The organism is Bradyrhizobium cosmicum (assembly GCF_007290395.2).
GTDB lineage: Bacteria > Pseudomonadota > Alphaproteobacteria > Rhizobiales > Xanthobacteraceae > Bradyrhizobium > Bradyrhizobium cosmicum.
This window is the reverse complement of the sequence record NZ_CP041656.2, coordinates 6,906,306-6,926,349: the sequence shown is the minus strand read 5'-3', so window position 1 is coordinate 6,926,349 and position 20,044 is coordinate 6,906,306. Positions and strand designations below refer to the sequence as shown.

At 65.5% G+C, this 20,044-nt stretch carries 19 protein-coding genes and 1 tRNA gene; 9 read left to right on the top strand and 11 right to left on the bottom strand.

Annotated elements, in window-relative coordinates; all coding sequences use genetic code 11:
• The first annotated feature begins 168 nt into the window (after positions 1-168).
• From def to truA, 3 genes are all read left to right on the top strand, one after another.
• On the top strand, positions 169-693 hold the full coding sequence (gene def, locus FNV92_RS33020) for a peptide deformylase (RefSeq protein WP_143842954.1): 525 nt from the start codon (positions 169-171) through the stop codon (positions 691-693).
• A gap of 205 nt (positions 694-898) precedes the next feature.
• Positions 899-1,834 carry a methionyl-tRNA formyltransferase gene (gene fmt, locus FNV92_RS33015; RefSeq protein ID WP_143842955.1) on the top strand — a complete coding sequence of 312 codons (936 nt, stop codon included), beginning with the start codon at positions 899-901 and terminating at the stop codon, positions 1,832-1,834.
• Positions 1,834-2,571, top strand: coding sequence for a tRNA pseudouridine(38-40) synthase TruA (gene truA / locus FNV92_RS33010; protein ID WP_143842956.1), 738 nt, complete (start codon positions 1,834-1,836; stop codon positions 2,569-2,571). The genes fmt and truA overlap by 1 nt, the downstream gene beginning before the upstream one ends.
• Before the next feature lie 125 nt (positions 2,572-2,696).
• On the opposite strand, the gene dapE is transcribed toward truA, so the two are convergent.
• The 11 genes from dapE to rpmH form a co-directional block, all read right to left on the bottom strand.
• Positions 2,697-3,863 carry a succinyl-diaminopimelate desuccinylase gene (dapE, locus tag FNV92_RS33005; protein ID WP_143842957.1) on the bottom strand — a complete coding sequence of 389 codons (1,167 nt, stop codon included), beginning with the start codon at positions 3,861-3,863 and terminating at the stop codon, positions 2,697-2,699.
• Complete coding sequence (locus FNV92_RS33000) at positions 3,860-4,510, bottom strand: DUF805 domain-containing protein (RefSeq protein ID WP_143842958.1); 651 nt, start codon at positions 4,508-4,510, stop codon at positions 3,860-3,862. The genes dapE and FNV92_RS33000 overlap by 4 nt, the downstream gene beginning before the upstream one ends.
• A 233-nt stretch (positions 4,511-4,743) precedes the next feature.
• Positions 4,744-5,589, bottom strand: a complete 846-nt coding sequence (gene dapD, locus FNV92_RS32995; RefSeq protein ID WP_143842959.1) for a 2,3,4,5-tetrahydropyridine-2,6-dicarboxylate N-succinyltransferase — start codon at positions 5,587-5,589, stop codon at positions 4,744-4,746.
• Positions 5,590-5,723: 134 nt separating this feature from the next.
• Positions 5,724-6,413, bottom strand: a complete 690-nt coding sequence (locus FNV92_RS32990) for a pyrimidine 5'-nucleotidase (protein ID WP_143842960.1) — start codon at positions 6,411-6,413, stop codon at positions 5,724-5,726.
• Positions 6,414-6,427: 14 nt separating this feature from the next.
• Positions 6,428-7,414 carry a DUF1036 domain-containing protein gene (locus tag FNV92_RS32985; protein WP_015689066.1) on the bottom strand — a complete coding sequence of 329 codons (987 nt, stop codon included), beginning with the start codon at positions 7,412-7,414 and terminating at the stop codon, positions 6,428-6,430.
• A 152-nt stretch (positions 7,415-7,566) separates the two neighbouring features.
• Complete coding sequence (argB, locus tag FNV92_RS32980; protein ID WP_015689065.1) at positions 7,567-8,454, bottom strand: acetylglutamate kinase; 888 nt, start codon at positions 8,452-8,454, stop codon at positions 7,567-7,569.
• Between the two features lie 114 nt (positions 8,455-8,568).
• Positions 8,569-8,928: a DUF423 domain-containing protein gene (locus tag FNV92_RS32975; RefSeq protein WP_041748610.1), complete on the bottom strand. Its 360-nt coding sequence runs from the start codon at positions 8,926-8,928 to the stop codon at positions 8,569-8,571.
• Positions 8,928-9,581: a ribosome biogenesis GTP-binding protein YihA/YsxC gene (yihA, locus tag FNV92_RS32970; RefSeq protein ID WP_041749115.1), complete on the bottom strand. Its 654-nt coding sequence runs from the start codon at positions 9,579-9,581 to the stop codon at positions 8,928-8,930. The genes FNV92_RS32975 and yihA overlap by 1 nt, the downstream gene beginning before the upstream one ends.
• A 162-nt stretch (positions 9,582-9,743) precedes the next feature.
• Positions 9,744-11,594 (bottom strand): membrane protein insertase YidC, encoded by a 1,851-nt coding sequence (gene yidC, locus FNV92_RS32965; RefSeq protein ID WP_168213446.1) that lies wholly within the window; start codon positions 11,592-11,594, stop codon positions 9,744-9,746.
• Positions 11,595-11,610: 16 nt separating this feature from the next.
• Positions 11,611-12,075 carry a ribonuclease P protein component gene (rnpA, locus tag FNV92_RS32960; RefSeq protein WP_143842962.1) on the bottom strand — a complete coding sequence of 155 codons (465 nt, stop codon included), beginning with the start codon at positions 12,073-12,075 and terminating at the stop codon, positions 11,611-11,613.
• 26 nt (positions 12,076-12,101) lie between these two features.
• Positions 12,102-12,236 carry a 50S ribosomal protein L34 gene (gene rpmH, locus FNV92_RS32955; protein ID WP_008542748.1) on the bottom strand — a complete coding sequence of 45 codons (135 nt, stop codon included), beginning with the start codon at positions 12,234-12,236 and terminating at the stop codon, positions 12,102-12,104.
• A gap of 348 nt (positions 12,237-12,584) precedes the next feature.
• Here rpmH and FNV92_RS32950 point away from each other — a divergent pair, with 348 nt between their 5' ends.
• The 6 genes from FNV92_RS32950 (at position 12,585) to FNV92_RS32925 (ending at position 20,043) form a co-directional block, all read left to right on the top strand.
• The gene (locus FNV92_RS32950) at positions 12,585-14,084 is read left to right on the top strand and encodes a sensor histidine kinase (RefSeq protein WP_143842963.1); all 1,500 of its coding nucleotides are present in this window, start codon (positions 12,585-12,587) and stop codon (positions 14,082-14,084) included.
• Positions 14,085-14,327: 243 nt separating this feature from the next.
• Positions 14,328-14,404, top strand: a tRNA-Arg gene (locus FNV92_RS32945).
• 106 nt (positions 14,405-14,510) lie between these two features.
• On the top strand, positions 14,511-15,146 hold the full coding sequence (locus FNV92_RS32940) for a cytochrome b (RefSeq protein WP_143842964.1): 636 nt from the start codon (positions 14,511-14,513) through the stop codon (positions 15,144-15,146).
• 39 nt (positions 15,147-15,185) lie between these two features.
• Entirely contained in the window at positions 15,186-15,887 is a 702-nt protein-coding gene (locus FNV92_RS32935; RefSeq protein ID WP_143842965.1) for a VIT1/CCC1 transporter family protein, read from the top strand.
• 37 nt (positions 15,888-15,924) lie between these two features.
• Positions 15,925-17,757: a heavy metal translocating P-type ATPase gene (locus tag FNV92_RS32930; RefSeq protein ID WP_143842966.1), complete on the top strand. Its 1,833-nt coding sequence runs from the start codon at positions 15,925-15,927 to the stop codon at positions 17,755-17,757.
• Positions 17,758-17,889: 132 nt separating this feature from the next.
• The gene (locus tag FNV92_RS32925) at positions 17,890-20,043 is read left to right on the top strand and encodes a GumC family protein (RefSeq protein WP_143842967.1); all 2,154 of its coding nucleotides are present in this window, start codon (positions 17,890-17,892) and stop codon (positions 20,041-20,043) included.
• The last annotated feature ends 1 nt before the right edge of the window (position 20,044 follow it).

Below are 20,044 nucleotides of genomic sequence, written 5' to 3'. Positions count from 1 at the left end.
TCCTTCTAGCCGATTCGGAGGGCCGCACGAACGAATAGCGAACATTCCGAGGTAAATGCCCCGTTAATTTTCATGGTTAACGAAACCTGAAGTTTTATGGTTAGCGAAGGGTTAACGGAGTTCCCCAGCCGCATTGACCGCATCCGGCGCGCGGCTTAAATCGCGGCCATGGCCCTCAGAGAAATCATCATCCTGCCCGACAAGCAGTTGCGTCTGGTCTCCAAGCCGATCGAGAAGGTCACGGCCGAGATCCGCAAGCTTGCCGACGACATGTTCGAGACCATGTACGACGCGCCCGGCATCGGGCTCGCGGCGATCCAGATCGCGCAGCCGCTGCGGCTGATCACCATGGACCTCGCCAAGCGCGACGAGAACGGCGAGACCAAGCCGCTTCCGCGCGTCTTCATCAATCCGGAAGTCATTGCCTCGTCCGAGGAACTCTCGGTCTACGAGGAAGGCTGCCTGTCGATCCCTGAATATTACGAGGAGGTCGAACGGCCCGCCAAGGTGCGCGTGCGCTTCACTGATCTGGACGGCAAGGTGCACGAGGAGGATGCCGAAGGCCTCTATGCCACCTGCATCCAGCACGAGATCGACCATCTCAACGGCGTCCTGTTCGTCGACTATCTTTCGAAGCTCAAGCGCGACCGCGTCATCAAGAAGTTCGAGAAAGCCGCCAAGCGCGCGGAGTAAGTCGTTTGTAAGTGCCGGTGCTGCCGCAAACTCCCATGCGCTCCCTCCCCCCTTGCGGGGGAGGGTGGGGGAGAGGGGTAGCCCAGCAAAAGGTCTAACCGGGGCGAAGAACCTGTCCGTGCTCAAACCGAGAGAGCGCGTCGTGTGGCACCCCTCTCCCTAGCCCTCCCCCGCAAGGGGGGAGGGAACGCATCGAGTCCTTGTCATGCCCCTCCGCCTGATCTTCATGGGCACGCCCGATTTCTCCGTGCCGACGCTGCTCGAGCTGGTCGGGCACGGCCACGAGATCGTCGCCGTCTACACCCGCGCGCCGAAGCCGGGCGGGCGGCGCGGCCTGCAATTGCAGCCGACCCCGGTTGAAGAAGCCGCGCGAAAGCTCGGCGTTCCCGTGTTGACGCCGAAGACGCTGAAGACGCCGGAAGCGCTCGCCGAATTTCGCGCCTTCGATGCCGATGCCGCCGTCGTCGTCGCCTATGGCATGATCCTGCCGCAGGCGATCCTCGATGCGCCAAAGCTCGGCTGCTACAATCTGCACGCCTCGCTGCTGCCGCGCTGGCGCGGTGCCGCGCCCATCAACCGCGCCATCATGGCCGGCGACGCCGAGAGCGGCGTGATGGTGATGAAGATGGATGTCGGGCTCGACACCGGCGACGTCGCCATGGCCGAACGCCTTGCCATCACCGACGCCATGACGGCGGCCGATCTGCACGATCGCCTCTCGCGCCTCGGTGCCGATCTGATGGTGCGGGCGATGGCCGCGCTCGCACGCGGCGGCCTCCAGCTCAGCAAGCAGAGCGAAGACGGCGTCACCTATGCCGCCAAGATCGACAAGGCCGAAGCGCGGATCGACTGGACCAGGCCGGCGCACGCCGTGCTGCGCCACATCCACGGCCTGTCGCCGTTTCCCGGCGCCTGGGCCGAGCTTGCGGGCGTGAGCGAGAATGCGCGTATCAAGATCCTGCGCTGCGAGCTGGCCAAGGGATCGGGCGCGCCGGGCGAGGTGCTCGACGACCAGCTCACCATCGCCTGCGGCGAGGGAGCGATTCGCATCCTTGAGCTGCAGCGCGAGGGCAAGGCGCAGATGCAGGCCACAGACTTCCTGCGCGGGGTGCCGCTGAAGCCGCCGATGCGGCTGGCCTGATGCCCCGCTACAAGCTCACCATCGAATATGACGGCGCGCCGTTCTTCGGCTGGCAGGTGCAGGACACGCTACCGTCGGTGCAGGGCGCGCTGGAGGCGGCGGTGAAGGCGATGACCGGTGTGGATCTGCGCGTGCACGGTGCCGGCCGCACCGATGCCGGCGTGCATGCGCGCGGCCAGGTCGCGCATGTCGACATCGAGAAGCAGTTTCCGCCCGGCCGTTTTCGCGATGGTCTCAACGCCCATCTGCGCCCGCATCCGATCGCGGTGCTGGAGGCCGAGATCGTGCCTGACAGCTTCGAGGCGCGCTTCTCGGCCATCAAGCGCCACTACCGCTACCGCATCGTCAACACCCGGGCCAACCTCGCCCTCGACATCGGCCACGCCTGGCGCGTGCCGCGCAAGCTCGATGCCGATGCGATGCATGCGGCGGCACGGCGCCTGCTCGGCAAGCACGATTTCACGACCTTTCGCGACACCGAGTGCCAGGCCAAATCGCCGGAGAAGACGCTCGACCAGCTCGACGTGCTGCGTGATGGCCGCGAGATCACCATCGTCACCTCGGCGCGCTCGTTCCTGCACAGCCAGGTGCGCTCAATGGTGGGATCACTGGTGTGGGTCGGCGAGGGGCGCTGGACCGCGGACGATCTCTCCGCAGCACTGGCAGCCCGCAACCGCGCCGCCTGCGGCATCGTCGCGCCGCCGGACGGGCTGTACCTGGTGAAGGTGGACTACTAGGGCACACAGGCGTCATGGCCGGGCTTGTCCCGGCCTTCCACGTTCTTCCTTTTTGGCGGCGGCTAAGACGTGGATGCCCGGGACAAGCCCGGGCATGACGGCGGAATGTTTGGCGAGAACGGCGCCTACCCAAAATACCGCGTCAGTATCCCCCGGTACACCTGCGTCAGCGTCTCCAGATCCTTCACCGGCACGCGTTCGTCGACCTGATGCATGGTCTGGCCGACCAGGCCGAACTCGATCACCGGGCAATAGCTCGAGATGAAGCGCGCATCCGAGGTGCCGCCTGAGGTCGACAGCTCCGGCTTGCGGCCCGTCACCTCCTCGATCGCGGAGACCGCGAGCTCGGTGAACGGGCCGGGCTTGGTGACGAACACGTTGGAATTCGACGGCTCCCAGATGATGCGGGCCTTGATGCGATTGCCGCAGGCTTTGGTCAGTCGCGTCTCGACCAACTCGCGCAGGCTCGCTTGCGTGTGGTTGTCGTTGTAGCGGATGTTGAACTTTGCGCGGGCCTCGCCGGGGATGACGTTGTTGGCCTTGTTGCCGACGTCGACCGAGGTGAATTCGAGATTCGAGGCCTGGAACTGCGCGCTGCCATGGTCGAGCGGCTCGTCGCTGATGGCAACGATCAATCGCGAGATGTCCGGCACCGGGTTGGAGGCGCGATGCGGATAGGCGACATGGCCCTGCACGCCGTCGACGACGAGCGTGCCGGATTGCGAGCCACGGCGGCCGACCTTGATGGTGTCGCCGAGCGCCTCGACATTGGAAGGCTCGCCCAGCACGCAATGGTCGAATTTTTCGCCGCGCTCGGCGGCCCATTTCAGTAGCTTGATCGTGCCGTTGATGGAGACGTCTTCCTCGTCGCCGGTGATCAGGAAGGAAATCGAGCCCTTGCCGTCGGCGCGCGGCCTGCCGTGATGGGCGGCGAGATGCTCCAGCACCGCGGCGGCCGAACAGGCGATGCCGCCCTTCATGTCGACCGCGCCGCGGCCGTGCAGGAAGCCGTCTTTCACCTCGCCGGAGAATGCGCCGACGCTCCAGGCGCTCTCGTCGCCGGGTGGCACCACGTCGGTGTGGCCGGCAAAGGTGATGTGCGGGGCTTCAGTGCCGATCCGCGCATAGAGATTGTCGACGTCGGCGGTGCCGGGCTCGGAGAACGTCACACGGTGGCACGTGAAGCCGGCGGCGGTGAGCGCCTGTTCGAGCACCCCCAGCGCGCCGGCATCGGCCGGAGTTACCGAGGGGCAGCGGATGAGATCGCGGGCAATCGAGAGAGCATCGGTCATGCGCCCCGCTTAACATGCATGCCGCCGGGTGGGCTAGCGCTGGGCGGCACGAATTCGAGCTCGCTCTGCTGGTCCCAGCTTTTTGCAGGGGACGAGGCGGGTGCGGGGTCGTCCTCGACCTCGGCGAGCGGATCGAGACCGAACCGGTTGTGGCCCGAAGTGCCGCGCACAACGAACATTTCGACGAGGCCCCACAGCCACAGGGTCGAGGCGGTGAGGCCGAGCGCAAGCGTCCAGTGTGAGTCTGGTAAAAGGTCCGAGAACTGGCTGAACAGGCCGGGCATGAAGACGAATGGAATGATCCACCAGCCGCTCCTGCCGCGATCGTGCAGCCGCTTGATGGCCGTTGCCAGGAAAATCCATGCGAACACCGCCAGTCCGGACGACTTCAGGATCAGATCCGTGCGGTCAAGAGAGGCCAGCGCGCGATAGGCCCGGGGATCGACCAGCCTGAAAAGGTCGTCGAGGCCGAAGTCGAAATCGAGTGTGAGCCTGGAGGTGAACGCTTTTTCGCCGCTCGCGACGTGGATCGCCTGATCGATCATCCCAAGCAGGGCCGCCAGCAACGCGACGATCAGCAGCGCCTGCCACAGCAAGGCACGGTTGATGCGGCCGTCGAAGCGGAAGAGATACCAAGTCCAGTCCATGCGAACGGCTCCGGGCGGGTGGAGCCGCCCGGGAATTTGTCGCGATGGAGGGATGGTGGGTTCGAAGGGGCTACCAGACACGTCATCCTGAGGTGCGAGACGCGCCGTGCGGGGAGCCTCGAAGGATGAGCGGCCGGGATGACGCCGCAGCCGGGCCGTCGCCCTTCGAGGGCCGCCGAAGGGGCGGCTACCTCAGGGTGACGGTGATAAGCTTGCAACTTGCTGCGCGCCGATCAATCCCGCAGCAACTCGTTGATGCTGGTCTTCGCGCGGGTGCGCTCGTCGACGCGCTTGACGATGACGGCGCAGGCCAAGCTCGGGCCGGGCTCGCCGTTCTTCATGGGCTTGCCGGGCAGCGCGCCGGGCACCACCACCGAATACTCAGGGACTTCGCCCATGAAGATCTCGCCGGTCTCGCGATCGACGATCTTGGTCGAGGCGCCCAGGAACACGCCCATCGACAGCACCGCGCCCTTGCGCACGATCACGCCTTCGGCGACCTCGGAGCGCGCGCCGATGAAGCAATCGTCCTCGATGATGACGGGCTCGGCCTGCAGCGGCTCGAGCACGCCGCCGATGCCGACGCCGCCGGAGATGTGCACGCGCTTGCCGATCTGCGCGCAGGAGCCGACGGTCGCCCAGGTGTCGACCATGGTGCTCTCATCGACATAGGCGCCGAGATTGACGAAGGACGGCATCAGCACGACGTTCTTGGCGATGAAGGCCGAGCGGCGCACGATCGAACCGGGCACCGCGCGGAAGCCGGCATCGCGAAAGCGGTTCTCGCCCCAGCCCTCGAACTTCGAGGGCACCTTGTCCCACCAGGTCGCCTTGCCCGACCCGCCGGGGATGACGCCCATGTCGTTGAGGCGGAAGGACAGCAGCACGGCCTTCTTCAGCCATTGATTGACCTTCCACTTGCCGTCGGCGCCGCGCTCGGCGACGCGCGCTTCGCCCTTGTCCAGAATTTCCAGCGCCTGGTCCACGGCCTCGCGCACCTCGCCCTTGGTCGAGGTCGAGATACCGTCACGCGCGTCGAAGGCGCTGTTGAGGGTGGATTCGAGGGCTTGGAGGGACATCGGGATTTCCTCAGAGGCAGGCGGGAATTGTGATGGATTGGTGGGCTTTTTCGGGATTTGGACGGGGAGAGTCAAGGCATACTCCGCTTTCATCCCGGGGCGCGCGAAGCGCGAGCCCGTGACGACGGCGGTTATTATCGTGACAGTCTACCCAAAAACCCTGCCAGATCATCCGTGACGTGATCCACATGCGCCGCATCGCGGCCCTCCAGTTCCCAGTCCTCGCGCACCACTTCCTTGGTGCCGTCGGGCACCACCAGCACGGTGGTCATGCCGAGCTCGTGCGGGACGGTGAGGTTGCGGGCGAGGTCCTCGAACATCGCGGCGCGGGCCGGATCGACGGCATGGTCCTCGAGGAATTTCCGGTAGGTCTGCGGCGCCGGCTTCGGCTCGAAACCGGCCGCGATGATGTCGAACACACCGTCGAAATGCGAACCAAGGCCGAGCCGCGCCAGCACGGCGTCGACATGATCGACCGAGCCGTTGGTCAGGATCAGCTTGCGTCCCGACAGTCTTGCGATGGCTTCGCCGAGCGCCGGGTTCGGCTCCAGCGGCGAGTGGTCGATCTTGTGGACGTAGGCGAGGTAGTCGTCGGCACGCACGCCATGCAGGGTCATCATGCCGCGCATGGTGGTGCCGAAGCGCTTGTAATAGTCCTTCTGGATGTTGCGCGCTTCCGCAGGGCTCACGTTCAGCCAGTTGCACACGAACTCCCCGATCCGCGCGTCGACCTGCTGCCACAGATTGACGTGATGCGGGTAGAGCGTGTTGTCGAGGTCGAACACCCAGGTGTCGACATGGCCGAAGGCGCGGGGGGATTTCATCAAAGCTCTCTCAATCACGGCATCGCAAACCGCAGCGTCTTGCCGCCGCTGCTCATGTCCACCACGCCAAATCCCGTCGCCGCGAAGCCGCGCGCGCCGCAATCGGTCTGCTCGTTGGTCTCGAACTTGGTCTCGCGGGTGCAGAGCTGCCTGTCGCCGCCCCAGTTCAGCGGCTTGTCCTTCAGCTTGATGACGCGGTTGTCGGCGTCGATGGCCTCCGCGAAGCTGAAGATCTGTTTCGGCTGGCCGGTCACGTCGGGGTGCAGGCAGGCCTTGGGATCGAGGCGATACCAGCCGCGGCTGGTCACGGACTTGCCGTCGTCGGTGGCGATCGCCGCCATCACCTTGTGCGGCGTGTCGTTGCACCAGGTCAGGCCGCTCGCCGACGGGGTCTGCGTCGCATCAACCATGGTCTTGAAGAAATTCGGCGACGACACCGCGTCGGAGGGCAGCCCGCGGCTCTTCAGGAACGCAGCCAGCGCGGCTTGCGTCTTCGGCCCGTCGACGCCGTCGATCGCGCCGACGTCGTAGCCGATGATCACCAGCAGCCGCTGGATGCCGGCAAGGCGCGCCTGCTCGTCGTCATATTCGGAATCCTCGGCGAGATACGTCACCAGGTTGCCGTCGTCGCCCTGCGTCGGCGTCACTTGCGTGAAGGCTGCCTGGGTCTGGCCGCTGCGGCATTGCCGGGCGGCCGCGATGACGAAATTGTCCTGCGCCACGCACAGCGTGTCGCTGCCGCTCTGCGGGATCGGCGAGGCGCCATAGACGCCGAGCGCGCGGGCGTTGAGCAGGATGCGGTCGGCGGAGAGCGTGCCCTGCACCACCACGCGGCAGGTGGCGGGATCGATCCTGAACCAGCCCCGCGTCGCGGTCGCCGCCTTGTCGTCGATACCGATCGCGGCTTCGACGACATAGGACATGCGGTTGCAGATCTTGAGGTCGGCAAGCGCGGGGGCGGCGGAAAACAGAAATGAGACCGCCGCCGCCGGCAGTGTCATCAGGAGACGCGTCAGAGGTGAGCGGCGGGGCCGAATTCTCTGCTCGTCATGCCCGGGCTTGACCCGGGCATCCACGTCTGCGCCACGCGAAAGATTGTGGAGGGCCGGGACAGGCCCGGCCATGACGTTCTTTCGTCGCGGCGTCCAGCTCATCACTTATGTATCAGCGTTCCCGTGCCCGTGTTGGTGAAGAGCTCGAGCAGCACCGCGTGCTGCATCTTGCCGTCGATGATGACGACGCCCTCCACGCCCTGTTCGAGCGCGTAGATGCAGGTCTCGACCTTCGGGATCATGCCGCCGGAAATGGTGCCGTCGGCGATCAGCTTGCGCGCGTCCTTCACCGAAAGCTGCGGGATCAGCTTCTTCGACTTGTCGAGCACGCCCGGCACGTCGGTGAGCAGCAGCAGGCGCTTGGCCTTCAGCGCGCCGGCGACCGCACCGGCAAAGGTGTCGGCGTTGACGTTCAGCGTCTGGCCTTCCTTGGAGGTCGCGAGCGGCGCCAGCACCGGGATCAGCTCATAGCCGATCAGCTGGTTGAGCAGCGTGAGGTCGACCTTCTCGGGGTCGCCGACGAAGCCGAGATCGACCGCCTTCTCGATGTGCGAGTCCGGATCGATGATGGTGCGCGTCGTCTTCGACGCCTTCACCATGTTGGCGTCCTTGCCCGACAGGCCCACGGCCTTGCCGCCGGCTTCGTTGATGTAGCCGACGATCTGCTTGTTGACGGAGCCGGCCAGCACCATCTCGACGATCTCGATGGTCGCGGCGTCGGTGATACGCAAGCCGGCTGCGAATTCCGAGACGATGCCGAGGCGCTTGAGCATGGTCGCGATCTGCGGCCCGCCGCCGTGCACCACCACCGGGTTGATCGCGGTCTGCTCCAGCAGCACGATGTCGCGGGCGAAGTTCTTCGCGGTCTCCTCGTCGCCCATGGCATGGCCGCCATATTTGATGACGATGGTTTCTTCGTCATACTGCTGCATGTGCGGCAGCGCTTCGGACAGGATGCGGGCCTGGTCGAGCGGGGAGATGTCGGTCATGTCGCGGTCTCGCTGGCGGGACTATCGGGCCGCCTTCTATCCGATTGGCGGGCGGCGCGCAAAGCGTGGTGTTCGCTCTTACCCTCCCCTTCCAGGGGAGGGTAAGACGGCGCGTCACTTCCTCGCCGCTACCGCCGCCAGCGTCACCGCCAGCCAGCTCGCGATCATCACCGTTCCGCCGGTCGGCGCCGCATAGGGAAACAGCGAATGACCGGCATATTGCCGCAAGGTGAGGTCGCCCGCGAACAGCACAGCGCCAATCACGAAGCCAAACGCGGCAATGAGGCCAATTCCGCCGTGCAGAAGTCCGCGCGCGAGCAGCGCGACCGCGGCGAGTATGGCGGTTGCATGAAACAGCAGCATGGCGCTGGCCGAGGCGAGGCGGCTGGCATCGGCGCCGTGGGCCGAAGCGGCCGCCAGCGCGACGCCGGCGGCGCCCATCAAACCGGCAAGCCCAACCAGCAGGCGCGCCATCACGAGCTCCGCTCCTCCAGTAGCTTGGCGATTGCGGCGCGCAGTTCGGCCATGCCGGTCGAGCTGCGTGACGAGGTCGCAAGCACGTTCGGGAACGCAGCCGGATGCTTGGCCAGCGCGGCCTCGGTCTCGGCGATGCAGGTCTGAAGCTCGGACGCCTTCACCTGGTCGGCCTTGGTCAGCACGATCTGGTAGCTGACGGCGGAGCGGTCGAGCGTCCCAAGGATTTCGAGATCGACGTCCTTGAGCCCGTGCCGCGCGTCGACCAGCACGTAGACGCGCGCGAGGCTGGCGCGTCCCAGCAGGAATTTGTGGATCAGCTCGGTCCAGGACGCGACCTGGCTCTTGGGCGCCTTGGCGTAGCCATAGCCGGGCATGTCGACGAGGCGCAGGTCTTTTTTCCCGGGGACCTCGAAGAAGATCAGCTCCTGGGTGCGGCCGGGCGTATGCGAGGTGCGCGCAAGCGCATTGCGCCCCGTGAGCGCGTTGATCAGGCTGGACTTGCCGACATTGGAGCGGCCGGCAAAGGCGATCTCCAGCCCGTCCATCGGCGGCAGCGTCTGGACCGAGGGCGAGGCCCAGATGAACTGCCAGTCGCGGGTGAACAGCTTTCGCCCGGCCTCGATCAGCTTCGCATCTTTGTCGTCGGTCACGTCGTTCATCCGACCACTCTATCCTCTCGTCATGGCCGGGCTTGTCCCGGCCATCCACGTCTGTCGATGCGGCACCCTCCAAAACGTGGATGCCCGGGACGAGCCCGGGCATGACGACTTGGAGGCATTTGCGCCCACATGAGCGCGCACGCTGGAGTGAAGCTACGTCGCTTTCTTCGCGAACGTCGCCTTGAGATTGTCGAACAGTTCCACCTTCACGCCGTTGCGGCGCATGATGAAGCTCTGCTGCAGTACCGAGAGCGTGTTGTTCCAGGCCCAGTAGATCACCAGACCCGCCGGGAAGCCCGCCAGCATGAAGGTGAAGATCAGCGGCATCCAGTTGAAGATCATCTGCTGGGTCGGATCCGGCGGCGTCGGGTTCAGCTTCATCTGGAACCACATCGTGATGCCCATGATGATCGGCCAGATGCCGAGCGCGAGGTAGTGACCGAACAGCGGCAGCGTGGTCGGGTCGAACGGGATCAGGCCGAACAGGGTGAACAGATTGGTCGGGTCCGGCGCCGAGAGGTCCTTGATCCAGCCGAAGAACGGCGCGTGCCGCATCTCGATGGTGACGAACAGCACCTTGTAGAGCGAGAAGAACACCGGGATCTGGATCACCACGGGAAGACAGCCGGCGACCGGATTGATCTTCTCCTTGCGGTAGATCTCCATCATCTCCTGCTGCTGTTTCACCTTGTCGTCGGGATAGCGCTCTTTCAGCGCCGCGAGCTGCGGCTGCACCGACTTCATCTTCGCCATCGAGGCGTAGGACTTGTTCGCCAGCGGGAAGAACAGCAGCTTCACGATCACGGTCACGAGCAGGATCGAGATGCCGAAATTGCCGAAGAAGCGGTAGAAGAAGTCGAGGCCGAGGAACATCGGCTTGGTGATGAAGTAGAACCAGCCCCAGTCGATCAGGAGATCGAAGTGGTTCAGCCCGAGTTCCTTGTTGTAGCCGCCGAGGCCGGCGAACGGGAACACGCCGACGACGCCGGCTTCCTTGGCGCCCGCGAACAGCCGCGCATTCGCGGTCGCAGTGCCGCCGATCGCGACGGTGACGGGGTCGAGCAGATAGTCGGTCTGGTAGGTGTGGAGGTTGCCGACCGGGTTCGATGAGAACCGCGCCTGCAGCCGTGCACCGGTGTCGGGCAGCAGCGCCGAAGCCCAGTATTTGTCGGTGATGCCGAGCCAGCCATTGGTGACATTGTTGAAGTTCACCGTCTTGGCTTCGTCGACTTTCTTGTAGGCGTATTCCTGCAGCTTCTCGTCGCCGAGATAGCCGATCAGGCCTTCGTGCAGGATGTAATAGCCCGAGACCTGCGGGGCGCCGTGACGCGAGATCAGCGCGAACGGATAGAGCGTGACCGGCGCACTGCCGACATTGCTCACCTCGTCCTTGATCGTGAACAGATAGTGGTCGTCGACTGCGATGGTGCGGCGGAAGGTGAGGCCATCCCCGTTGTCCCACTTCAACACCACGGGCGCGGTCGGCGTCAGGCTGCCCGACCCCTCCTGCTGCCAGACGGTCTGCGCATCGGGCATCTTCGCCGTGACACCGGTCGCCGCGACCCAGCCGAACTCGGCGTAATAGGGCTCAGCTGTGCCCGAGGGCGAATAGAGGATGATCGGCGGCGATTTCGGGTCCACCGTCTCGCGGAACTGCAGCAGAGCGATGTCGTCGATGCGGCCGCCCTTCAGCGACACGCTGCCGGAAAGCCGCGGCGTGTCGATCTTCACGCGCGGGCTGGAAGCGATCGCGGTGTCGCGGGCAACGACTGGCTGGCCGGGCTGGGTGGCGCCCGGGGTCGACGGCTGTGCGGGAGCGCCGGGCTGCGGCGCTGCGCCCGGCGTCGCCGACGCCGTCGGCTGCGGCGTGCCCTTCTGAAGTTCGGCCGCCTGCTGCTGGGCGCGCTGCTTCTCCATCGCCGGCACGTTGTAGAAATACTGCCAGGCGATCAGCACCAGGCCTGATAGAATGACGGCGAGGATGGTGTTGCGATTGTCGGTCATCACTGGTGTCTCGTCATCAATCGGGTTTGCGGCCGGCGGCGGCAGCGGGGCCAGAATCTGGCCTTGAAGGATCTGGCCTCGAAAGAACTGGGCTTGAACCCGGCTTTGGACCGCGTCCCTTGTGCGCCTGCCGCGAGGGCTTCGTGAACGCCCTGCGGAGATCGTCGAGCATGGTGGCGAAGTCACGCGAGAGCGCGTCTCTTCGGCCGACCAGCACATAATCATGATGGGGCTGCATCGACACCGGGTCGACCCGCTTCACCAGTTCGCGAAGCCGGCGCCGGATGCGATTGCGCTGGGGGGCGTTGCCGTTCTTTTTGGTGACGGTAAAGCCGATCCGGATCGGGCCGCCGTCGTCGCGGCCAGGATTCTCGCGGTCGAGGCTTTTGCGGTCAAGGCTTTGCAGGACGAACGCGGGACTATTCACCCGCGCGCCATTGGCAACGGCGAGGAAATCCGCCCGCTGCCTCAGCCGATCCATGATGAAATCCCAAAAAGGGGTCCGGCTCAGGCGCTCAGACGCTTGCGGCCGCGGGCGCGGCGAGCGGCGAGGACCTTGCGGCCGCCGGCTGTGGCGAGACGGGCACGGAAACCGTGACGGCGCTTGCGCACCAGTTTGCTGGGTTGATAAGTCCGCTTCACGGGTTTTTCTCCGCTGACCGGGCAATTTGCCTGTAGAATTGATGGTAAAGCCCGGAAGATGCTGCCCAAAACGGGCCTTTTTCGGCCCCAAGAGAGCCGCTCCCGGCGTCACACCGGGTCATCGCGGACAATTGGGCGGCTTATATGCGAGCGTCTTGTTTTCGTCAACGCCGCAAGAGCGCGCGATTCCGGTGAATATCGCTGCTCGCGCGGGGTTTTTAACCCATGAGGTGGCGACTCGCCATATCAACGCTTACATCCCACCTCGGCAGATTAGCGATCCGTAATTTGACCGGACACCGGGCGGGTCGCATCCTCCATCACCCAAGGCCAACAGGGGCGAATTTCGTGGCAGCGACAGATCGCCAGCCGGTCCAGGATCTGGATCAGCCGGACCAGCCGGCGACGCGGCCGCGTGGGCCGGCCGGGCTCGGCCTGTCCGGCAAGCTCTTGCTGCTCACTGTCCCCCTCGTGATGATCGCGGCCAGCCTGCTCTATGTGCCGGCGATCGCCAATTTCTGGGTGAACCGGCTCAACGACCGGGTCGCGGCGGCCAACACGGCCGCCCTCGTGCTGGACGCCGCCCCGCTCGGCATGGTTCCCGATTCGCTGTCCCGCGAGATCCTCAAAAGCATCAATGCCCGCGCGGTCGCGATCAAGATGGGGCAGCAGCGCCGGCTGCTCGCCAGCGACAATCTGCCGGCCGCGATCGAGCATGACGTCGACCTGCGCGACATGACCGCCTGGGAGGCGATCACCGGCTCGTTCCAGATGATGCTGGAGACCGGCAACCAGGCCATCCGCATCGTCGGGCCCGGCGTCGGCAATGCCCAGTTCGTCGAGATCGTCACCGACGAATTGCCGCTGCGGCAACAGATGTACCGCTTCTCCCGCAACGTCGTGGTGGTCGCGCTGATCATCGCGGTGCTGACCGCGGGCCTCGTCTATCTCGTGCTGCATTATCTGTTCGTGCGGCCGATGCGGCGGCTGACCGCGAGCCTAGTCGGCTTCCACGAAAATCCGGAGAGTTCGGCGCGCATCATCGTCCCGAGCCAGCGCAGCGACGAGATCGGGGTCGCCGAGCGCGAATTGTCCGACATGCAGCGCGATCTGATGTCGATGCTGCATCAGAAGAGCCGGCTCGCCGCGCTTGGCCTTGCCGTCTCCAAGATCAACCACGATCTGCGCAATCTGCTCGCCTCGGCCCAGCTGTTGTCCGACCAGCTCGCCAGCGTGCCGGATCCGCGGGTGCAGCGCTTTGCGCCCAAGCTCGTCCGCTCGCTCGAGCGCGCCATCGCCTTCTGCCAGTCGACGCTGTCCTACGGCCGCGCCCAGGAGGCGGCGCCCGACCGGCGGATGATCCCGATCGAGCCGGTGGTGCTGGAGGTGCGCGAGACTGCGGGCCTCGCCTCCGATGCTGGAATCGTCTGGGTCGCCGCGATCGAGCGCGGGCTTGCGGTCGATGCCGATCCCGACCAGTTGTTCCGCGTGCTGCTCAACCTCGTCCGCAACGCGGCGCAGGCGCTCGAGAGCCATTCGTCGGGCGAGGGCGGCGCGCAGCAGATCCGGATCACCGGCAAGCGCGAAGGCGCGGTCGCCATTCTGGAAGTCTCCGACACCGGTCCCGGCGTGCCCCAGAGGACCCGGGATCACCTGTTCGAGGCGTTCCAGACCTCCGGCCGCCCCGGCGGCAGCGGTCTCGGCCTCGCCATCGCCGCCGAACTCGTCCACGCCCATGGCGGCGACATCCATTTGGTCGAAGGCACCATTGGCGCCACCTTCCGGATCGTCATCCCCGACCGCCCGGTGGAACTTCTCTCCATCCGCAACGAGCGGGCGCGGGCGTAAGTCGGCCAGCGGCCGAGTTGCGTCTTCATTTTCAGGGGCCGTTCCCGATTTCTTCCGTCATTCCGGGGCGCGATGAAGTCGCGAGCCCGGAATGACGAGGCAACCATCATCCTCCTGCAAAATCTCCCCATCCCGGCGCTTGCCAATCGAGGCAAGAGCGGTTAGTCAGAGCGCTCTTTCGCACCCCTCCGGCGCTGTCCGGAGGCTGCCTGCGGGCCCAGGCCCGCACTGTTCGCGAAAAACGCGCCCGTAGCTCAGCTGGATAGAGCATCAGACTACGAATCTGAGGGTCGGACGTTCGAATCGTTCCGGGCGCGCCATTTCTCGACGATCGACAATTCCGCTGAGATTTCATGCCCTGCCGCGGGCAAGCGGCGCATCAAGCCGTTTGCAGCGCGCGAGCCGCTCCGCCTGAACAAGCGCGCCTTGCCGCCGCTGAGCGATCAGCTTGATTCACGTCAATGCATCTCAGCGTTGCGCGACTATCCTTTGAAGATGCAGCTATTCAATTCAACGAAGGACTACGGTGCGGTTGCGCAGGCGCTGCATTGGCTGACGGTGTTCCTTGTTGCTCTCGCCTGGGCGCTCGGGATTTTTGGCGACGTGCTGCCCAAAGGAGGGCCGCGGGAGTCCGGACTGTTCGTTCACGTTTCTGCGGGATTAGCCGTGCTCGCCCTTCTCGTCGCGCGCCTGACCTGGCGGTCGGTTGATCCGTCTCCGCCGCCGGAGGCGACCGAATTTGGCGACTGGATGGGACGGTGGCTGGATCCTGCCGCCCGGATCGCGCACTACAGCCTCTATGTGTTGCTGGTCGCGGTTCCCGTCGTCGGCATCGTGCTTCAGTTTGCGCGCGGCGATGCCCTGCCGCTGTTTGGTCTGGCCGAGATTCCATCGCCGTGGCTGAATGATCGTGCCTTCGCCCATAATGTGAAGGAGGTGCACGAAATTCTCGCCCATGCTCTGGTGATTCTCGCAGCCTTCCACGCCGCCGCCGCGCTGATCCATCACTGGATATTTCGCGATCGCACGCTCGTGCGAATGCTGCCTCACGCCGACAGATAGCGCGGGCGGCATTCCGGGCGCTTCAAGGATTGTTTGGACATGAGCCGCCTTCGCGCGCATCCCGAAAATCATCTGGTCGATCGGATCGGATGGTTGAGAGCCGCCGTTCTCGGAGCCAATGACGGCATCATCTCCACCGCGAGTCTGATCGTCGGCGTTGCCGCGGCAGCCGCGACGCGAAACGATGTCTTGATCGCGGGGATTGCGGGATTGGTGGCCGGTGCCATGTCGATGGCGGCCGGCGAATATGTTTCCGTCAGTTCGCAGTCGGATACCGAGCAGGCCGATCTTGCGCGGGAAGCCAAGGAATTGCGCGAGAGCCCGGCGTTTGAGCTCGACGAGCTTACCGACATCTACGTCAAGCGCGGTGTCGACAGGCCGTTGGCGCGGCAGGTGGCCGAGCAGTTGATGGCCAAGGACGCATTGAAGGCCCACGCACGCGACGAATTGGGAATCTCGGACGTCACCGCGGCCCGCCCCGTCCAGGCCGCGCTCGCGTCGGCGGCCATGTTCTCGGTGGGCGCCGCCATGCCCTTGCTGATGGTCGTCATATCCCCGGTCAACGCGCTGGTGCCGGTCGTATCCGCGGCATCGCTGGCCTTTCTCGCCGTGCTGGGAGCGATCGGTGCAAAGGCCGGCGGCGCCAAGGTCCTGCGCGCCACCATTCGGGTGACGTTCTGGGGAGCGTTCGCGCTGGCGCTGACCGCGGGTATCGGGAAGCTGTTTGGTACGGTGGTCTAGAGCGGTCCCATTCCAATCGCGCAACGAGGTCGATTGAATGCTTGCCGGCTTCCTGGTTCGGGCCCTGCTGGTCGTGTTGCCGGCGTTCGGTCTTGCCTTTGGCTTTGCCGTTCCGCTGCTCGGACAGGCCGCGTGGCAGGATCGTGTCTGGGCGATCTTCACGATTCCGGTTCTGATCGTGCTCGTGTCCGACATCGTCACCAGCCTGCGACGCGGTGAAGTCGGCCTCGATATCGTTGCAGCCTTGTCGATGGTTGCCGCCCTCGTCGTGGGGGAGGAGTTGGCGGCGATCGTGGTTGCCCTGATGTATGCCGGTGGGCAATTTCTCGAAGCCTTTGCCGAACGCCACGCGCGCAGCGAGATGACGGCGCTGCTGGCGCGGGTGCCTCGGACGGCCATTCGGCACCGGGACGGCGAACTTGAAGAGGTGGCGCTGGACCTGATTGCGCCGGGCGACCGTCTGTTGATCCGGCAGGGCGATGTCGTCCCGGTCGATGGCGTGGTGGCCAGCACCCTCGCGGTGCTGGATCAATCCGCGCTCACGGGAGAGCCGATCCCGGTCCAGCAACATGCCGGTGACGAAGCGATGAGCGGATCGACCAACGCCGGCGACGCATTCGATCTCGTCGTGTCGCGCCGTGCCGCCGAAAGCACTTATGCCGGCATCGTGCGCCTGGTCGAAGGCGCGCAACGCTCCAAGGCGCCGATGTCGCGGCTCGCCGATCGCTTTGCGATGGTGTTCCTCGCGATGACGGTGCTGATCGCTGCCGCCGCCTGGTTCTTCACCGGCGATCCGGTCCGCGCGGTTGCCGTTCTCGTCATCGCAACGCCGTGCCCGCTCATTCTCGCGGTGCCGGTTGCCATCGTCTCCGGGCTGTCCCGGGCGGCGGGACATGGCATTCTGATCAAGGGAGGCAAGGCGATCGAAGCGCTCGCGCGCATCAATTCGCTGGTCCTCGACAAGACCGGCACTCTTACCGACGGCAGGGCGAAGGTCGTGGCCGTCAACGTATCGGCCAATGCCGATCCCGACGATATGTTGCGCCTCGCAGCCTCGCTTGATCAGGCGTCCAAGCACATCATCGCCCAGACCATCGTTGCCGAGGCGCAGAGCCGTCAGCTCAAGCTCACGATCCCATCCAGCGTGGTCGAAACGCCAGGCGAGGGCGTCCAGGGCGTCGTGGATGGGCGGTCCGTCACGGTCGGTGGCATCAGGTTCGTGGTGTCGAAATTGACGCAAGCAGGGGAGAATTTCGTCCCGCCATCAAGGGATGCCGGCGCCGCCACTGTTGCCATTGCAATCGACGGCCATATGGCGGGCGAGATCAGGCTGGCCGACGAGCTGCGCTCCGGCACGCAGTCTCTGCTTCAGCGTTTGAGAACTCTGGGAGTCCAGCGGATCGTTCTGGCAACGGGCGACCGCCGCGACGTGGCCGAGGCGATCACGGCCGGTCTGGACATCGATTCGGTTCGTGCGGGGCTGACGCCGGATCAGAAGGTCCTGGTCGTGCTCTCAGAGCGGAAGAACGGCCCCGTCATGATGGTCGGCGACGGCGTCAACGACGCGCCCGCACTTGCCGCGGCCGACGTCGGCGTGGCCATGGGAGCCAGAGGCGCCGCTGCATCCGCCGAGGCCGCCGACGTCGTCATTCTGGTGGATCATCTCGACCGCATCGTGCCGGCGATCGAGATCGCCCGGCGTTCCCGCTTCATTGCCCTGGAAGGTGTCTTTGCCGGAATGGGGCTCTCGGTGATCGGAATGGTGGCCGCCGCGCTGGGTTACCTGACGCCGGTACAGGGGGCCTTGATCCAGGAGGCGATCGACGTTGCGGTGATCGTGAATGCGCTGCGGGCGCTCGGCGGGCGCTAACGTGCATTTCATTGAAGGCACAGGTTCCATTCTGAACCCGGCGCTCCAGCCGTAACCGCCGGTTAACCATGGATATTTACGGTGTAGCAAGCCTCTGAATTGCGGCTGTCAGTTGATTTTGAGTCCAAACCCATGGCGTTCGGTCGAAGCGCATCTCCGCGAAGCATCGCCCCGACGGAGCCTGCGGCTTCGTGGGAAGCGCCGCGGGCTGCGACGGCGAAGCCCGACGGCAACGGCCCCGCGCTGATCAAGGGGTCGCTGACCGTCTCCGGCGCGCTCGCCTTCCTGCGCGACAATGGCCGTCGCATCCTGACGCTGGCGCTGGCCCTGTTCGCGCTCGGCGTCATTATCCTCATGGTTCTTCCGGTCCGGTATGCCGCAACGGCCCTGGTCGTCGTCGATCCGCGCGAGCTGCGCGTGACTTCGGACCAGGACGTGCTGCCGGGCATCGGACAGGACGCCGCGGCGCTGCAGAGCCAGATCGAGATCGCCAAATCGGACGGCTTTCTCCGGCCCTTGATCGAGAAGCTCAAGATCGCGGACGACGAGGACATCGCGGGCGGTCATACCGACATGACGCGCCTGCTCGAGAAATTCCGCAGCCGCCTCGACATCTCGCGCCGTGGGCTGACCTACGTCATCGCCATCTCGTTCACGTCGAACAGCGCGGAGCGCGCCGCCTACTATGCCAATGCCATCGCCGAGGCGTTCGCCGCGAGCCAGGGCCGGGTCCGCACCGAGGCCACGGACGAGGCGGCCGACTGGCTCAAGGACCGGTTGAAGGCATTGAACGAGCGCCTGCGTGCGTCGGAGGATGCCGTCGCGGCATTCCGGCTCGAGCACAAGATCCTCAATGCCGGTAAGGATTCCACCACCCAGCAATTGCGGGTGACGGACATCAACCAGCAGGTCTCCGCCGCCCGCGCGCGCACCGAGGAAGCCAGGGCGCGTTACGAGCAGGTGCAGCGCGATCTCAAGGCCAATGTCGAAGGTCCCGTGAAGCAGGACCTGTTGAGCATGCTGCGCGCGCAGCGCTCGACCCTGAATGACCAGATTGCGCAGAAGAAGGCGGTGTACGGCGACCGCCACCCTGATCTTGCGATCTCCTACAGCCAGCTGGCCGACATCAACAGGCAGATCGAGGTCGAGCGGAAGAAGAACATCGACACCGCGAAGTCCGAATACGAATCGCAGCTGGAGCAGCAGAACGCGCTGGAGAAGCAGCTCAAGGCCATCGAGACGCAGATGCTGGTCGACGGTCAGGCGTTGGTGAAGCTGCAGGAGCTGCAGCGCGATGCCGACGCCAACAAGAACATCTACGAGCAGTTCCTGTCGCGGTTCAAGACCACCAACGAGCAGCGTCAGCTGCAGAGCTCGCAGACCAAGGTCGCGTCGCCCGCGATCCCGCCGCTGCGTTCGACCCGTCCGCCGCTCGCTCTGCTGCTTGCCGCGCTCGCGATCGGCTCGCTGTTGACCTCGACCGCCGCCGTTGCGGCGATGGGAAGCATGCCTGACGGGGCCGAGCCTGCGGAGGCGCCTGTTCAGACGCCCGCCCGCGCGGAAATGATCAGCGTGCCCCATCGGCAAGCTCCGCCCTCGGCGCCCGCCGCGCCCCAGCCCGAAACGATGCCGAATCTCCCTGTCTGGGCCCGCATTCCCGATCTCGCGTCCGGCGTCGCTCCAGGCACTGTCTGGCAACGACCGACCACCGCCACCGCCGAGCTCGATCTTGGCGCTTACCTGCGTCCGCTGCTCGAGCGGATCGATCGCGCGCCGGTGCGCGGCTGCAAGGTCGCCCTTGTGCTGTCTGTCGGCAAGAGCGCCGGCGGCAACACCGTTGCGCGCTCCCTCAATCGTGCGGCGGTCAGTCGCGGCATGATGAGCGTGCTGATCCGGCTGCAGCCGGAATTCGCCGGTGCCCAGCCTCCTGTCACCGAATGGCAGGATGGCTCGACCACGGCGGGACTTCAGTCGATCGACGAGTTGCTGAGCACCGGCCGCAAGGCCGATGCGCGACCGGAGGACGACATCCGCTCGGAATTCGATCTCATCATCGTCCATGCGGGCAACCTCGCCTTGCAGCCCGACGCCATCGCGCTGGCCGCGCATGCGGATCTGATCATCCCGGTGGCGCGCGCAGGCGAGCTCGGCTCGGCGGCGATCCGGCGGGTCACCGCGGCGCTGGCGAGGTACAACACCGTGCCGACCGGCCTCGTCGTCAATCATGCGCCCGCGGGCTCCGCGGCGCCTCATCCCGACGGCGGCGCATTGAGCCGGGCGATCTGAC

Excerpts from the sequence above, each read along its gene's own strand:
- def (WP_143842954.1), top strand. The coding sequence starts at position 169 with ATGGCCCTCAGAGAAATCATCATCCTGCCCGACAAGCAGTTGCGTCTG.
- fmt (WP_143842955.1), top strand. The coding sequence starts at position 899 with ATGCCCCTCCGCCTGATCTTCATGGGCACGCCCGATTTCTCCGTGCCG.
- truA (WP_143842956.1), top strand. The coding sequence starts at position 1,834 with ATGCCCCGCTACAAGCTCACCATCGAATATGACGGCGCGCCGTTCTTC.
- dapE (WP_143842957.1), bottom strand. The coding sequence starts at position 3,863 with ATGACCGATGCTCTCTCGATTGCCCGCGATCTCATCCGCTGCCCCTCG.
- FNV92_RS33000 (WP_143842958.1), bottom strand. The coding sequence starts at position 4,510 with ATGGACTGGACTTGGTATCTCTTCCGCTTCGACGGCCGCATCAACCGT.
- dapD (WP_143842959.1), bottom strand. The coding sequence starts at position 5,589 with ATGTCCCTCCAAGCCCTCGAATCCACCCTCAACAGCGCCTTCGACGCG.
- FNV92_RS32990 (WP_143842960.1), bottom strand. The coding sequence starts at position 6,413 with ATGAAATCCCCCCGCGCCTTCGGCCATGTCGACACCTGGGTGTTCGAC.
- FNV92_RS32985 (WP_015689066.1), bottom strand. The coding sequence starts at position 7,414 with ATGACACTGCCGGCGGCGGCGGTCTCATTTCTGTTTTCCGCCGCCCCC.
- argB (WP_015689065.1), bottom strand. The coding sequence starts at position 8,454 with ATGACCGACATCTCCCCGCTCGACCAGGCCCGCATCCTGTCCGAAGCG.
- FNV92_RS32975 (WP_041748610.1), bottom strand. The coding sequence starts at position 8,928 with ATGGCGCGCCTGCTGGTTGGGCTTGCCGGTTTGATGGGCGCCGCCGGC.
- yidC (WP_168213446.1), bottom strand. The coding sequence starts at position 11,594 with ATGACCGACAATCGCAACACCATCCTCGCCGTCATTCTATCAGGCCTG.
- rnpA (WP_143842962.1), bottom strand. The coding sequence starts at position 12,075 with ATGGATCGGCTGAGGCAGCGGGCGGATTTCCTCGCCGTTGCCAATGGC.
- FNV92_RS32935 (WP_143842965.1), top strand. The coding sequence starts at position 15,186 with ATGAGCCGCCTTCGCGCGCATCCCGAAAATCATCTGGTCGATCGGATC.
- FNV92_RS32930 (WP_143842966.1), top strand. The coding sequence starts at position 15,925 with ATGCTTGCCGGCTTCCTGGTTCGGGCCCTGCTGGTCGTGTTGCCGGCG.
- FNV92_RS32925 (WP_143842967.1), top strand. The coding sequence starts at position 17,890 with ATGGCGTTCGGTCGAAGCGCATCTCCGCGAAGCATCGCCCCGACGGAG.